Here is a 14398-nt window from a genome sequence, read left to right as displayed (position 1 = left end):
AGTGGGGCGTTCTATCGTTGGTCTCTAGAAAAATTCGGTTTTGGCTTGGGAAAGCGTACCGGCTCTATACGGTTCATGTAGCTCTCGTCCTTCGAGCTACAGAACACGTCAACCGCGCTTCGCTTTGAGTGCTTGCTACGCCCGCACAACACGCACTCCCATTTCTTCCAATGTGGTTTCTGCCTGCACAGCCCGTCCTCTGGGTCAGGCACAAGCGTCGCGTCCTTCTCGGGAAGCTGCTTGCGATTCCTGAGGGCGTTGACCAGCGCTCTCGTAAAGCTTTGGTATTCTTCCTCTGTCGCGCCGCCGGACGCCGCTCCTCCCGGCAGCACCTTACGGACACAGAGCTGGTCGTAGAGCAGGCAGAAGGAGCTGTGCGGTTCCTTGTCATTCTTGTTTGGGCCTCTCGTTGCCGGAATGACGAAGAAGAAGGTGATGACGTAGGCAAAGAGGGCGTATCGTTTTCGGACGACAATTTGGCGCAGCCAATACTCGAACAGCACTTCCTCGACGAATTTGCCGTCGTTGGGGCGGACTCCGTTCTTCTGATAGCGTTTTGTTACCGCGTCGACACGAAGTACAAAATTGACATACCGATCAACTTTTTCGAGCACCTGATAATCGTCCGAGCTGACGAATTGTCGGCCCTCGAGGCGGTTCTCGAAGGCTGCTTGGACACTTCCGTACTCGAGATCAACCATGATGATTTCGCGAACTCTGGCCATATCGGGCTCGCGCCAGAAATGATCGTGTAGCTCTGCAAGCTGGGCATTGAGCGCATCAAGCCGCTTTGCTTTGTTGAGTCTGAAGGTCGCCCATGCGACGACGCCGGCAACTATGGGTAGGGTGATCTGCGCGACCATGCGGGCAAACTCGACCCAGAGAAACGCGCAGGTTTTTCCACCTGAGCCGTCACTCGCGGCGACGTGAAGGAAGCTGCAATCCATGATACCAACTCGCACCTAACCAATGTGTCATTGGCGCAGACCAGAGGCACTCCGCGCAAGGTGATCGGCTTCCTCTCGGTCGGTGTAGACGCTCTTCTCATGAACTGATGCAAATTTCAGGCGCTCGCCTATGCTTTCCGCACATTCGACATTGGTGCATTGGGGAGGGCAAGGTGGGCTGAAGGTGGAGCTTGCGTAGGGCTGTTTTCGGATGTGTCCCGCGCTGTCAGCCCCATCTGAAACGCGAGTAGTGTGAGTATTCGATGTCGCGGGGGGGCAGGTCATGCTCTACGTCTGCATGCGAGCAGGTCAGGGGCCTCAACGCTGAGACCGCGTTCCGCGCGGGTCGGGGCCTTCGTCTTCGTCAGGTCGCCCGGCACATGTCAGCGTCCACGCCCCACCGCAACCGGGCAGAAATGCAACGCGGAAGGGGCCTTGCGGCCTTTCCGCCCGGTTGCGGCATTCCCGCCACAGGCGGCGCGGGCGTGGTCACAGCGCTGGACGCAAGCCCGGGTTTTCTCGTATCGTGGCGGCAAATCGGGGCGAAAACGATCCCGGATAAAAAGCAGTATTGCAGGCAGTCAAAGGCTTATTTGCCATGTTTCCCGAGCGGTTTTCGAACCTGCCGCCCTATGCGTTTCCGCGTCTGCGGGCGCTGCTCGACGCGCATGCGCCGGGCGGTGAGGTCACGCATATGTCGATCGGCGAGCCCAAGCACCCGTTTCCCGACTGGGTGGGCGCGGTGCTGGCCGAGCACGTTTCCGAGTTCGCCAAGTATCCGCCCAACGACGGCACCCCGGAGCTGCAGCAGGCGATCGCCGACTGGATCGCGCGCCGCTACGGCGTGCGCGTCGATGCCGCGACCCAGGTGATGCCGCTCAACGGCACCCGAGAGGGGCTCTACAACGCCGCCATGGCGCTTTGCCCCGAGCAGAAGTACGGCAAGCAGCCGGCGGTGCTGATCCCGAACCCGTTCTACCAGGTCTACGCGGTGGCCACCGTCTCGGTGGTGGCCGAGCCGGTCTTCGTGAACGCCACGCAAGAGACCGGCCACCTGCCGGACTACCACGCCCTGTCGGAAGAGGTGCTCGAGCGCACCGCGCTGGCCTATATCTGCTCGCCCGCAAACCCGCAGGGCGCGGTGGCGGATCGGGGCTACTGGGAGCGTCTGATCGCGCTGGCCGAGACACACGATTTCCGCATCCTCGCGGATGAGTGCTATTCCGAGATCTACCGCGGCGAGGCGCCCGCCGGCGCGCTCCAGGTCGCCCGCGAGATGGGGGCCGATCCCGAGCGCGTGGTGATCTTCCACTCGCTCTCGAAGCGTTCGAACCTGCCCGGGCTGCGCTCGGGCTTCGTCGCCGGCGGCCCCGAATGCATGAAGCGCATCAAGCAGCTGCGCGCCTATTCCGGCGCACCGCTGCCGCTGCCGATCCAGCGGGTCAGCGAGCGGGTCTGGGCCGACGAGGACCACGTGGTCGAGAACCGCCGGCTCTATGCCGAGAAGTTCGACATGGCCGACCGCATCTTCGGCAACGTGCCGGGCTTTGAGCCGCCGCAGGCCGGGTTCTTCCTCTGGCTGCCGGTCGAGGATGGCGAGGCGGCGGCGCTGAAGCTCTGGCGGGAGACCGGCGTGCGGGTGCTGCCGGGAGCTTACCTGTCGCGCGACACCGCGGCGGGCAACCCGGGCAAGGGATATATCAGGGTCGCCCTCGTGGCAGACCGGGAGCAGACCGAACAGGGACTCACGCGGATCCGTGACTGTCTCTATGGGCAATAAGAAAAAGACGAGGCGAGCGATGGCATATCAGGCACGGGGGCGTGACCCCCTCTTCGACAGCAACATGCAGGCGGCGATCGAGAAGCGCGGCAAGGAGCTTGCCGGACTGGCCCTGATCGCCCTTGGCCTGATGGCCGCCGCGATGATCGGCTCCTACACGCCCGACGATCCCTCCTGGCTCTCGGCAACCGATGCGCCGGTGCAGAACTGGATGGGCCGGATCGGGGCCTCGATCGCCGCGCCGCTGTTCATGATCGTCGGCTGGGGCAGCTGGGGTCTGGCGCTCGTGCTCATGGTCTGGGGGGCTCGCCTCGCCCTCCACCAGGGCGAAGAGCGCGCGCTCTCCCGCATCGTCTTTGCCCCGATCTGGATCGCCCTGTCCGCCGTCTATGCCGCCGGACAGACCGTGGGGCCGGAATGGACCCACAGCTTCGGCCTTGGCGGCCTCTTCGGCGACATGATGATGGGCACCGTGCTCGGCATCCTGCCGATGGGGGCGGGGCTCGGGCTGAAACTCGTGATGCTGGTCCTCGGTGCCGGGATCGTCGCCATGGGCGCCTTCGTGCTGGGCTTCACCAAGCCCGAGCTCGGCGCCATCGGGCGTTTCCTGCTGATCGGAACGGTGATGGCCTATGACACGGTCCTGCGCCTGCTGGGCCGTGGCGCGAGCTCGACCATGTCGGCGGCGCAGCGCCTGCAGGCGGCGCAGTCGGAGCGCCGCGAGCGTCGCCGACAGGAAGATGCCGAGGCCGCGGCCTGGGCTGCCGAGCAGGAGGCCGCCTGGGCCGCCGAGCAGGGCTACGCGCCCGAGCCGGCCGTGGCTCCGGCGCCGCAAGCGTCCGCTGCGCCGCTGGTGCGCCGCCCGGCCTCCGCCGCAGCGCCGGCACCGGTCACCTATGCCGAGTCCGCCTATGACGCGCCGCAGCCGCACGAGCCCGAGGCCCACTGGCCCGAGCCGCAGGCGATGCAGACGCCCGAGCCGCGCCCCGAGCCGCGTCCTGAGCCCAAGAAGCCTGGCCTGCTGTCGCGGGTCCCCTCGCTGATCAAGCGCCACGAGGTGCTGCCGGCGGCGGAGATGATCGAGGTCGACGAGGATGGCTACGTCATCGAGGAAGAGCCCGGCGAAGAGCGTATCCGCGCCAAGATCGCCGACGTGATCCGCGCCCGCCGCCGCGGCCCCGAACCGGAAGAGGCCGCTTTCGTGCCGGACCCGGACAAGCCGCTGACCAAGGGCCGGGGCCGTCGCCCCGAGCCGCTGATCTATCGCACGCCGGGCGCCGCCCGCGCCGAGCCACCGCTGACCGCCGCCCATGCCGCCGCGCAGGGCCTGCCGGCCGAGCCGCCGCTCACCGCGCCGCGTCTGCCCGCCGCACCGGTGGCCGCCGCCGCCGCCGCGTCGGTGGCGTTCGCCCCGGAAGCCCCCGCCGCACCCGGCGAAGGCGGCTCGCGCCTTGTCAGCCGCGGCCGTGCCGCGCCGCCGCCCTTCGAACTCGAGCCCGAACCGGAAGAGGCGGTGACCGACGACAGCGACGATTTCGCCGATTACCGCCCCGCCGGCGGCTACGACGCCGCCGCACAGGGCGGACACCACGATGACCGCTACGATGACCAGTATGGCCACTCCGATTCTGATGGCCTGGGCTACGACGCGGCAGATGACCGCGATTACGGCTACGGCCAGGATGGCTACGGCGAGGAGCCGCGCAACGTCTTCGCCGACGATGGCCAAGCCCTCGGCGATGCCAATGATTATGCCGATGATTATGCCGATGATGCCGCCGACTACGCGGAGGAGGACAATTACATCCCCGAGATGCCGGCGGAATACGCCGACCGCCGCCCGGCGATCCCGGTGGTGCAGCCGAAGAAGGTCGTGCAGCAACCCGAGCGCAGGCCGATGCAGCCGTCGCGCCGGGCGCAGGAGGAGGCGCAGCCCAAGCTGAGCTTCGAGGAGGCGCATTCGGACTTCGAATTCCCGCCGCTGAGCCTGCTCGCCAGCCCCGACGCCATCGAGCGCCATCATCTCAGCGACGAGGCGCTCGAGGAAAACGCCCGCATGCTCGAGACCGTGCTCGACGATTACGGCGTCAAGGGCGAGATCGTCTCGGTGCGCCCGGGTCCGGTGGTGACGATGTACGAGCTCGAGCCCGCGCCGGGCCTCAAGGCCAGCCGCGTCATCGGCCTTGCCGACGACATCGCGCGCTCGATGTCGGCGCTCTCGGCGCGTGTCTCGACGGTGCCGGGCCGCTCGGTGATCGGCATCGAACTGCCCAACGAGCACCGCGAGATGGTGTCGTTCCGCGAGATCCTGTCGAGCCGCGACTACGGCGACGGCAACCAGAAGCTGCCGCTGGCGCTCGGCAAGGACATCGGCGGCGACCCGGTGGTTGCCAACCTCGCCAAGATGCCCCACCTGCTGATCGCGGGCACCACCGGCTCGGGCAAGTCGGTGGCGATCAACACGATGATCCTGTCGCTGCTCTACAAGCTCAGCCCCGATGACCTGCGGCTGGTGATGATCGACCCCAAGATGCTGGAACTCAGCGTCTATGACGGCATCCCGCACCTGCTCTCGCCGGTGGTGACCGATCCCAAGAAAGCCGTGGTGGCGCTGAAGTGGGTGGTGGGCGAGATGGAAGACCGCTACCGCAAGATGTCGAAGATGGGCGTGCGCAACATCGACGGCTACAACGGCCGCGTGGCGGAGGCGCTGAAGAAGGGCGAGCTGTTCAAGCGCACGGTGCAGACCGGCTTCGACGACGAGACTGGCGAGCCGGTGTTCGAGACCGAGGAGTTCGAGCCGCGCAAGATGCCCTATATCGTCGTCATCGTCGACGAGATGGCCGACCTGATGATGGTGGCGGGCAAGGAGATCGAGGCCTGCATCCAGCGCCTGGCGCAGATGGCGCGGGCCTCGGGCATTCACCTGATCATGGCGACGCAGCGCCCCTCGGTCGACGTCATCACCGGCACGATCAAGGCCAACTTTCCGACCCGGATCTCCTTCCAGGTGACCTCGAAGATCGACAGCCGCACCATCCTCGGCGAGATGGGCGCCGAGCAGCTCCTGGGCATGGGCGACATGCTCTACATGGCCGGCGGCGCAAAGATCACCCGCTGCCACGGCCCGTTCTGCTCCGACGAGGAGGTCGAGGAGGTGGTGAATCACCTCAAGGCCTACGGCCCGCCGGAATACGTCTCGGGCGTTGTCCAGGGCCCGGACGAGGAGAAGGCCGACAATATCGACGCGGTTCTGGGGCTCAACACCGGGGGCAACACCGGCGGCGAGGATGCGCTCTACGACCAGGCTGTGGCGATCGTCATCAAGGACCGCAAGTGCTCGACCTCCTACATCCAGCGCAAGCTTGGCATCGGCTACAACAAGGCGGCGCGCCTGGTGGAGCAGATGGAGGACGAGGGCGTGGTCTCGCCCGCCAACCACGTCGGCAAGCGCGAGATCCTGGTGCCCGAGCAGGCCTGATCGCAACGCGAGAGCCCCCTCCCCTGCCGGGGCAGGGGGCTTTTCTTTGCTGCAGAGGGGCGGTCTCGCGCGTCTGGCCGGCCGCGCGACGATGCTGACGCGCCACGCCTGGCCCTGCCGTTGTAAGAGAGAAAGGGGGCGCTGCCCCCTCTTGGCCCGTTGGGCCAATTCACCCCCGAGGTATTTGAAAACCAGAGAAGGGGAGGGCGCAGCGCTCCTGTCTTCTCTTCGTCGAAAATACTCCCGCCGGAGGCAGGCCGGACGATTGCGCCAGGGAGAGGCCGGTCAGGCGCGCGCCGCGTGCCGTTCGCCTGCGAGGACGCCCGCAAGGGCGGAGGAGCACGCCGAGGGCAAATCGGGGGGCAAAAAAGACAAACCCCCGAAAGGCAGGGCCCCGGGGGTCGTCGACTTCTTGTGTTGGAAGGTCAGCTGCCTGACCTGCGCCGGAAAATCCGTGGCAAAGGGCTCAGAGGAGGCCTTCGCGCTGGGCTTTCTTGCGTGCCAGTTTGCGGGCACGGCGGATGGCCTCGGCCTTCTCGCGCGCTTTCTTCTCGGACGGCTTCTCGAAATGCTGCTTGAGCTTCATTTCACGGAACACGCCTTCGCGCTGCAGCTTCTTCTTCAGGGCACGGAGCGCCTGATCGACATTGTTGTCGCGAACACTAACCTGCATGTGGTTTTCACCACCTTTCTAAGTTTGAGTTGCAAGGAATTGCAGGAGGTGGCCGTATAGCAAGGCCGGACTAAATTGTCTAGGGTCTAGAAACTCTATTGAGTCGAAGGAGAGGCCCATGACGGACGATGCAGCCGGGCGCCTGCTGGACGCGGCGCTGAACCATGTTGCCTTCGATGGCTGGTCGGAAACGACTTTCCGTGCGGCGGTGGCGGATGCGGGGGTGGATCCCGTGGTGGCGCGGGGCCTGTTCCCGCGCGGCGCGGTCGATCTCGCGGTGGCGTTCCACAAGCGCGGTGACGATGCCATGGTCGCGGCGCTGTCCGAGATGGACCGTGACCCCGATGCCGAGCCGCTGCGCTACCGCGATAAGGTGACCCGCGCGGTGCGCACCCGCATCGAGGTGGTCAAGGATCGCGAGGCGGTGCGCCGCGGCACCACGCTCTTTGCCCTGCCGATCTACGCGCCCGACGGTGCCAAGCTGATCTGGGGCACCGCCGATCGGATCTGGACCGTGCTCGGCGACACCGCGCGGGATTTCAACTGGTACAGCAAGCGCGCGACGCTCAGCGGCGTCTATTCCTCCACCGTGCTCTACTGGCTGGGCGACGATTCGCTCGACCACCAGGCCACCTGGGAGTTCCTCGACCGTCGCATCGAGGACGTGATGCGCTTCGAGAAGACCAAGGCCAAGATGCGTGAGAACCCGCTGCTCAAGCGGGTCTTCGCCGGACCCGAGAAGGTGCTGGGCAGCATCCGCGCGCCGCGCGCCGTCCGGGACAACGATCTGCCGGGCGGCTGGACCGCCCCGCGCTGACAACACAGGACTGACCGAATGACTGACAGCATGCGCGCCGTCGAGATCTCCGAGCCCGGCGGGCCGGAGGTGCTGCGCCTGACCGACCGCCCGGTGCCGCAGCCGGGCCATGGCGAGGTGGTGATCGAAGTGGCCTGGGCCGGGGTCAACCGCCCCGACGCCCTGCAGCGGGCGGGCCGCTACGCGCCGCCCGCCGGCGCCAGCGACCTGCCGGGGCTCGAGGCCTCCGGCGTCGTGGCCGCGGTGGGGCCCGGGGTGACCTGGCCCGCGGTGGGCGACGCGGTCTGCGCGCTGCTGCCGGGCGGCGGCTATGCCGAATACGTGGCGACCCCGGCGGCGCATTGCCTGCCGGTGCCCGAGGGCATGGCGCTGCGCGAGGCGGCCTGCCTGCCCGAGACCTATTTCACCGTCTGGTCGAACGTGTTCCAGCGCGGTCGGCTTGCGGCCGGTGAGCGCTTCCTCGTGCATGGCGGCTCCTCGGGCATCGGCACCACCGCGATCCAGCTGGCGCATGTGATGGGCGCACGGGTCTTCGCGACCGCCGGCTCGGCGGAGAAATGCGCCGCCTGCCTGTCGCTCGGTGCCGAGCGGGCGATCAACTACCGCGAGGAGGATTTCGTCGAGGTGCTGCGGGCCGAGGGCGGGGCCGACCTGATCCTCGACATGGTGGGCGGCGACTACATCCCGCGCAACGTCAAGACGCTGGCCGATGATGGCCGGCTGGTGCAGATCGCCTTCCTGCAATCGCCGAAGGTGGAGCTGAACTTCGTGCATCTCATGGTGCGGCGCCTGACCATCACCGGCTCGACCCTGCGGCCGCAGAGCGTCGAGGCGAAGGCCCGCATCGCCGCGTCGCTGCGCGAGCATGTCTGGCCGCTACTCGATGCGGGCCGCATCGCCCCGGTGATGGATTCCGAGTTCCCGCTGGCGGAGGCCGCGGCGGCGCATGCCCGGATGGAGAGCTCGGCGCATGTCGGCAAGATGGTGCTGAAGGTCCGCTGAGCCGGGCGCGGCGGGCCGTGCCCGCGCGCCCTCCTGCGCACCCTTGTGTCCGCCGCGCGGGCGACGCAGTCTCTGCGCCAACGCCTGCGCGAACAGAGGAGGATCTCATGGCGAATACCGCACGCACGGTCATCATCGAGGAACATGGCGGCCCCGAGGCCCTGAAGCTGGCCGACTGGCCGGTGGGAGAGCCGGGGCCGGGCGAGGTCCGGATCCGGCACAAGGCCTGCGGGCTCAACTTCATCGATTGTTACCAGCGCTCGGGGCTCTACCCGATGACCCTGCCGCATGCGCTCGGCATGGAGGCGTCGGGCGTGATCGAGGCGGTGGGCGAGGGCGTCATGCATCTCGAGGTGGGCGACCGCGCCGCCTATGCCGCGGCGCCTCCGGGGGCCTATTGCGAAGCGCGGGTGATGCCCGCGGCGCAGGTCTGCCGGCTGCCCGACGCGATCTCCTTCGAGGAGGGCGCCGCGATGATGCTGAAGGGGCTGACGGTGCAGTATCTCTTCCACCGCACCACGCCGCTGCAGGCCGGGGACACGGTTCTGTTCCATGCCGCCGCCGGGGGCGTCGGGCTGATCGCCTGCCAATGGGCCAAGTCCGAGGGCATCCGGCTGATCGGCACTGCCGGCTCGGACGAGAAATGCGCGCTGGCGCTGGAGCACGGCGCCGATTCCTGCATCAACTACGCCACCGAGGACTGGGTCGCCCGCGTGCGCGAGCTGACCGACGGCAAGGGGGTCGACGTGGTGATGGACTCGGTCGGCAAGGCCACGTTCGAGGGCTCGCTCGACTGTCTCAAGCCGCTCGGGATGATGATCTCCTTCGGCAATGCATCCGGCGCGGTCGACGCGTTCAACCTCGGCCTGCTGGCGCAGAAGGGATCGCTCAAGGTGACCCGGCCGACGCTCTTCACCCATATCGCCGATCACGGCACCTGCCAGTCGATGGCGGGGATGCTGTTTGGCAAGGTCTCGTCGGGCGAGGTCAAGATCCGCATCGACCAGCGCTTCCCGCTCGAGGACGTGGCCGAGGCGCACCGGGTGCTGGAAGCCCGGCGCACCACCGGCCAGACCATCCTGACGCTGGAGTGATCCGGCTGCGATGAACTGACTGCGCGCCCCGTCTCAGGGCGCGCAGGTCAGGCCGAGACGGAGCTGCCTGCCGAGCTCCCTTCGGCGGGCGCCATGCAACGTGCAGGCGATCCAGACTCTGGCCCAATTCCGGTGCATTGCGGGCGGGGTGCCGCCACGTCAGCGCGAAGTCCGGAAAAATTTTTTGACCGATTGGCAAAATTTCCTCCTAGAGTTGCATCTTGCGTGGCGCGGCCCGGCCGTCAAATCCCTGTTACGAAGGGCTGTCACGCATCGCGAAAAGCTCTTTCTCGGGGGATCCCATGTTTCATAATGCGCCTTTCGGCAAAGCCTTCGGTCGCCAGTTTCAGAATCCGTTCAATTTCGAGTTCGGCTCGCGCCGGGGCGACCAGCTGAGCGGGACCGCCGGAACCGATTTCATCTTCGGCCGCGCCGGGGACGACACCGTGACCGCGTCGGACGGGCTCGATTTCATCGATGGTGGCCGGGGCTTCGACATGGTGATCTACGAGGGCTCGATCCTCGATGCCGATATCGCGCTCTCGGGGCTCAGGAAGGGCCGGCATCACGGGTTGAACGCCTCCACCGCCATCGTTACGCTGACTGATGCGCAGGGCGACGTGAGCTCGATCGACGTTCTCAAGAAGGTCGAGGCGCTGCACTTCGCCGCCGATGATTACACCCTGTTCCTCGACGGCACCAACAATGCCGTTCTGGCCGGTGACGACAGCGCCACCACCACAGAGACCGAAGCGCTCACCCTTGCGGAGGCGGATCTTCTCGCCAATGACAGCGAGTTCGACGGCGACAGCATCGCCATCACCTCGGTCGACGCCACCTCGGCGCTTGGTGCGAGCGTGACCTTCGCCAACGGCGAGATCGTCTACACTCCGGCTTTCGACGCGCTGGCCGAGGGCGAGATCCTCGAGGACAGCTTCACCTACACCGTGGATGACGGCTATGGCGGCACCGACATGGCCACTGTCACCGTGACGGTCACCGGCAGCAACGATGCCCCGGTGCTCACGGTGTCCGACGCCGCGATCACCATCGACGAGAACACCACCGCGGTCACGACCGTCTCGGCCGGCGACGTGGATAACGGCGCGTCCCTGGCCTACAGCCTCGAGGGCGACGATGCGGCCCTGTTCGAGATCTCCGAGGACGGCACCATCCGCTTCGTCGCAGGCCCGGATTACGAGGCGCCGTCGGATGCGGATGGCGACAACAGCTATGCGCTGACGGTCGTCGTCACCGATGAGTTTGGGGCCCGCGACGCGCGCGCGATCACCGTCTCGGTGCGCGACCTCTGGGATCCGATCACCCTGACGCAGGGCTTCGAGACCGAGTCCGGCGGTGGCAAGTATGATTACGACCCGGCAGATGGGGCGCTGACCGAGCTGGGGGAGATCGTCGACCTGCCCAACGTTCCGGGCCTTGCGACCGTCGACAGCACCGCGGCCTCGGCGGGCCTCTGGGGCTATGATCTCGAGTGGGAAAACACCCGCAATGACACCGGCATCGCGGATTCCGACTGGATCGGCATCCAGCGCTTCACCGGCGATGTCGGCAGCTTCTCCGAGGGCGAGCAGGGCTACGAGCTCTCCGATGCCGACGGCCTGCTGCGCCTGACCTTCGACCCGGTCGATCTCTCGGCCCGGGCCGACAACACCGTGGTGAAGGTCGCGCTCGACCTGTTCCTGATCGACACCGGATGGGAGCCGGATGACCTCGTGCGCATCTTCGTCGAGACCGATCTGGGCACCTTCACCCTGCTCGACACCACCGGGCTTAATATCGACGACCTCGCCATCGAGGGCGCGTGGCAGACCCTGCAGACGACACTGCCCGCCGAGGTGAGCTCCGCGTCGCTCATCGTCGAGCTCGATTCCAACGCCACCGCCGAGGCGCTTTATCTCGACAACATCAAGCTGCAAGAGGTCTTCCAGCTGACCCAGAGCTTCGAGACCGAGGCCACCGGCAGCCAATACGCGCTCGCCGACGCCTCTGATGGCGAGACCGCCTTTGGCGAAGAGGCCGAAGTGCCCAACATCCCCGGCCTCGCCACGGTCGACAGCACCGCGGCCTCCGAGGGGCTGCTCGGCTTCGACCTCACATGGGTCAACACCCGGGCCGCCGAGGGCCTGTCGGATGGCGACTTCATCGGCGTGCAGTCCTTTACCGGCGCGGTCGGCGCCTTCAGCGACGGCGTTCAGGGCTACGAGCTCTCCGACGCCGACGGCCTGCTGCGCCTGAGCTTCGACACGCTCGACCTGACGGCGGTGGGCGAGCTGACCTTCTCGATCGACGCTTTCCTGCAATCGACGGGCTACGAGTCCGATGACCTGGTGAAGATCTACATCCAGACCGATCAGGGCGAGGTCGCGCTGCTCGACAGCACCGGCATGGACATCGACGATCTGGGCATCGAAGGCAGCTGGATGACCCTCTCGGCCACCGTGGGCGCGGAGGTGACCAGCGCACAGCTGATCGCCGAATTCGACAGCAATGCCGCCTCCGAGGCGCTCTATCTCGACAACGTGGTGATCACCTCCGATCCGGAGGCCGTGGTGCCGCCGCCGGTGAGCGAGATCACCCTGATCTCGGAGATCCAGGGCGCCGGCGACGCCACCGACATGGAGGGCCAGCAGGTCACCGCCTCGGCCATCGTGACCGCGCTCACCGACGAGGGCTTCTGGCTGCAGGAAGAGGATCTCGACAGCGACGGCAACGCGCTGACCTCGGAAGGCATCTATGTCTTTACCGATGGCGGTTACGCGGTCAGTCTTGGCGATCTCGTCGAGGTCACCGGCACCGTGACCGAGTATTTCGGGCTGACCGAGATCACCTCGGTCTCGGGCGTGGTGGTGCAATCCTCGGGCAACCCGCTGCCCACCGCCACGGTCGTCGCGCTCTCGCCCGACACCGCGCCGGACTGGGAGACGCTGGAGGGCATGCGGCTCGAGGTGGTCTCGGGCACCACGGATGCGCTGACGATCACCGAGAACTACAACCTCGCGCGCTACGGCCAGATCGCGGTCGCGGCGGGGGCGCAGGTGCAGCCGACGCAGATCTACGACGCTCAGACCGAGCAGGCCGAGATCGCTGCGCTCAGCGAGGCCAACGCCAATGCCGCGCTGCTGCTCGACGACGGTGTGAGCAGCCAGAACCCGGACGCGTTCGAATACCTGCCCGACAACAACCCGCTCGACGACAATGACTATCTCGATCTGGCGGATGATTTCGGCGACACGGGCACCACCGTGCGCCTCGGCAGCGAGATCGCGCAGCCGATCGAGGGGGTGCTGGGCTATTCCTTCGGCGAGTGGGCGCTGCAGGTCACCGAGACGCTGGTGATCGATGACAGCGCCAACCCGCGCGAGGCGGCGCCTGCCGATGTCGGCGGATCGCTGCAGGTGGCCTCCTACAACGTGCTGAACTTCTTCACCACGATCGACGAGGGTTCCAACGCCACCGGCCCGAACGGCGATCTCGATCCGCGCGGCGCCGACACCGCCGCCGAGTTCGAGCGTCAGGCGGCGAAGATCGTCGACGGGATCATCGGCACCGGTGCCGAGGTTCTGGCGCTGCAGGAGATCGAGAACAACGGCACCACCGCCATCGGTACGCTGGTCGACCTGCTGAATGCCGAGGGCACGGGCGCGAGCTATGCCTATGTCGACCCGACCGGCAGCGGCGATTTCATCGGCACCGACGCGATCACCACGGGCATCGTCTATGATGCCAACGCGGTGACGCTGCTGCATTCCGAGTATCTCGTCTACGAGGAGCCCTCGGCGACCGCCACCGCGGCCATCGGCACGGCCCTCACCGACATCATCGGCGGCAGCTTCGACGATTACGACCGCAACCGCCCCTCGGTGGCGGCGACCTTCCTCGACAACGACACCGGCACCGCCTTCACCGTGGTCTCCTCGCACTTCAAGTCGAAGGGCTCCAGCGGCCTCGACACGCTGGCGAACAGAGCCGAAACCTGGCTCGCCTCGAATGCCGGCGATCCCGATTATGCCACCGTCGAGGGGCTTCTGGCGGATCTCTACGCCGATCCGAACTACGATCAGGGCGATGGCCAGGGCTTCTGGAACGGCGCCCGCCTCGACGGGGCGATCGAGCTCTCGGAGTGGATCGAGACCGAGTACAACGGCGGCGGCACCAGCAACTACGTGCTGCTCGGCGACATGAACTCCTATGCCGAGGAAGACGCGGTCCAGTATCTCGATGACGATGCCGGGCTGGTCGACCTGATCGACGAGTTCATTCCCGGGGGCCAGGACGAGGCCTATTCCTACGTTTTCGACGGCCAGCGCGGCACGCTGGATCAGGGGCTGGCGGATGACGCTCTCGCGGCCAGCGTCACCGGGGTCACCGAGTGGCACATCAATGCCGACGAGCCTTCGCTGATCAACTACGACACCAGCTTCGTCGACCCGGCCTTCTACAATGATGGCGTCTATGCCTCCTCCGACCACGATCCGCTGATCGTCGGGCTGGAATTCGGCATCGCCTGAGCCTGAAAGGGCAGGGCTCCGAAAGGGCGGCCCCGGCGGGCCGCCCTTTTCCATTCGCGCCGTCTAATTGAGACT

8 protein-coding genes are annotated in these 14398 nt (G+C 66.6%); 6 read left to right on the top strand and 2 right to left on the bottom strand.

The genetic code is table 11. From position 1 onward, the window contains the following. Positions 1-11 precede the first annotated feature (11 nt). Positions 12-947, bottom strand: coding sequence for a hypothetical protein (locus tag KUV62_RS02935; protein WP_222602170.1), 936 nt, complete (start codon positions 945-947; stop codon positions 12-14). A gap of 598 nt (positions 948-1545) precedes the next feature. On the opposite strand from KUV62_RS02935, the gene KUV62_RS02930 reads away from it, so the two are divergent. Together KUV62_RS02930 and KUV62_RS02925 are read left to right on the top strand one after the other, a co-directional pair. After that, entirely contained in the window at positions 1546-2727 is a 1182-nt protein-coding gene (locus KUV62_RS02930; RefSeq protein ID WP_222602169.1) for an aminotransferase class I/II-fold pyridoxal phosphate-dependent enzyme, read from the top strand. Positions 2728-2746: 19 nt separating this feature from the next. Continuing rightward, positions 2747-6208 carry a DNA translocase FtsK gene (locus tag KUV62_RS02925; RefSeq protein ID WP_222602168.1) on the top strand — a complete coding sequence of 1154 codons (3462 nt, stop codon included), beginning with the start codon at positions 2747-2749 and terminating at the stop codon, positions 6206-6208. Between the two features lie 466 nt (positions 6209-6674). Here KUV62_RS02925 and rpsU read toward each other — a convergent pair whose 3' ends face one another. Next, positions 6675-6881, bottom strand: a complete 207-nt coding sequence (gene rpsU, locus KUV62_RS02920) for a 30S ribosomal protein S21 (protein WP_005614280.1) — start codon at positions 6879-6881, stop codon at positions 6675-6677. Between the two features lie 118 nt (positions 6882-6999). On the opposite strand from rpsU, the gene KUV62_RS02915 reads away from it, so the two are divergent. From KUV62_RS02915 to KUV62_RS02900, 4 genes are all read left to right on the top strand, one after another. Next, positions 7000-7698 carry a COQ9 family protein gene (locus KUV62_RS02915; protein ID WP_222602167.1) on the top strand — a complete coding sequence of 233 codons (699 nt, stop codon included), beginning with the start codon at positions 7000-7002 and terminating at the stop codon, positions 7696-7698. A gap of 18 nt (positions 7699-7716) precedes the next feature. Then, positions 7717-8700: an NAD(P)H-quinone oxidoreductase gene (locus KUV62_RS02910; protein ID WP_222602166.1), complete on the top strand. Its 984-nt coding sequence runs from the start codon at positions 7717-7719 to the stop codon at positions 8698-8700. Between the two features lie 107 nt (positions 8701-8807). Beyond that, positions 8808-9794, top strand: a complete 987-nt coding sequence (locus tag KUV62_RS02905) for a quinone oxidoreductase family protein (protein ID WP_222602165.1) — start codon at positions 8808-8810, stop codon at positions 9792-9794. Positions 9795-10096: 302 nt separating this feature from the next. Continuing rightward, the gene (locus tag KUV62_RS02900; protein ID WP_222602164.1) at positions 10097-14323 is read left to right on the top strand and encodes an ExeM/NucH family extracellular endonuclease; all 4227 of its coding nucleotides are present in this window, start codon (positions 10097-10099) and stop codon (positions 14321-14323) included. Positions 14324-14398: the final 75 nt, after the last annotated feature.

The sequence above is a fragment of the Salipiger bermudensis genome, from assembly GCF_019801965.1.
Taxonomy (GTDB): Bacteria; Pseudomonadota; Alphaproteobacteria; order Rhodobacterales; family Rhodobacteraceae; genus Salipiger; species Salipiger bermudensis_A.
Note: the sequence above shows the minus strand (reverse complement) of the source record. Positions and strands in the feature narration are given on the sequence as shown.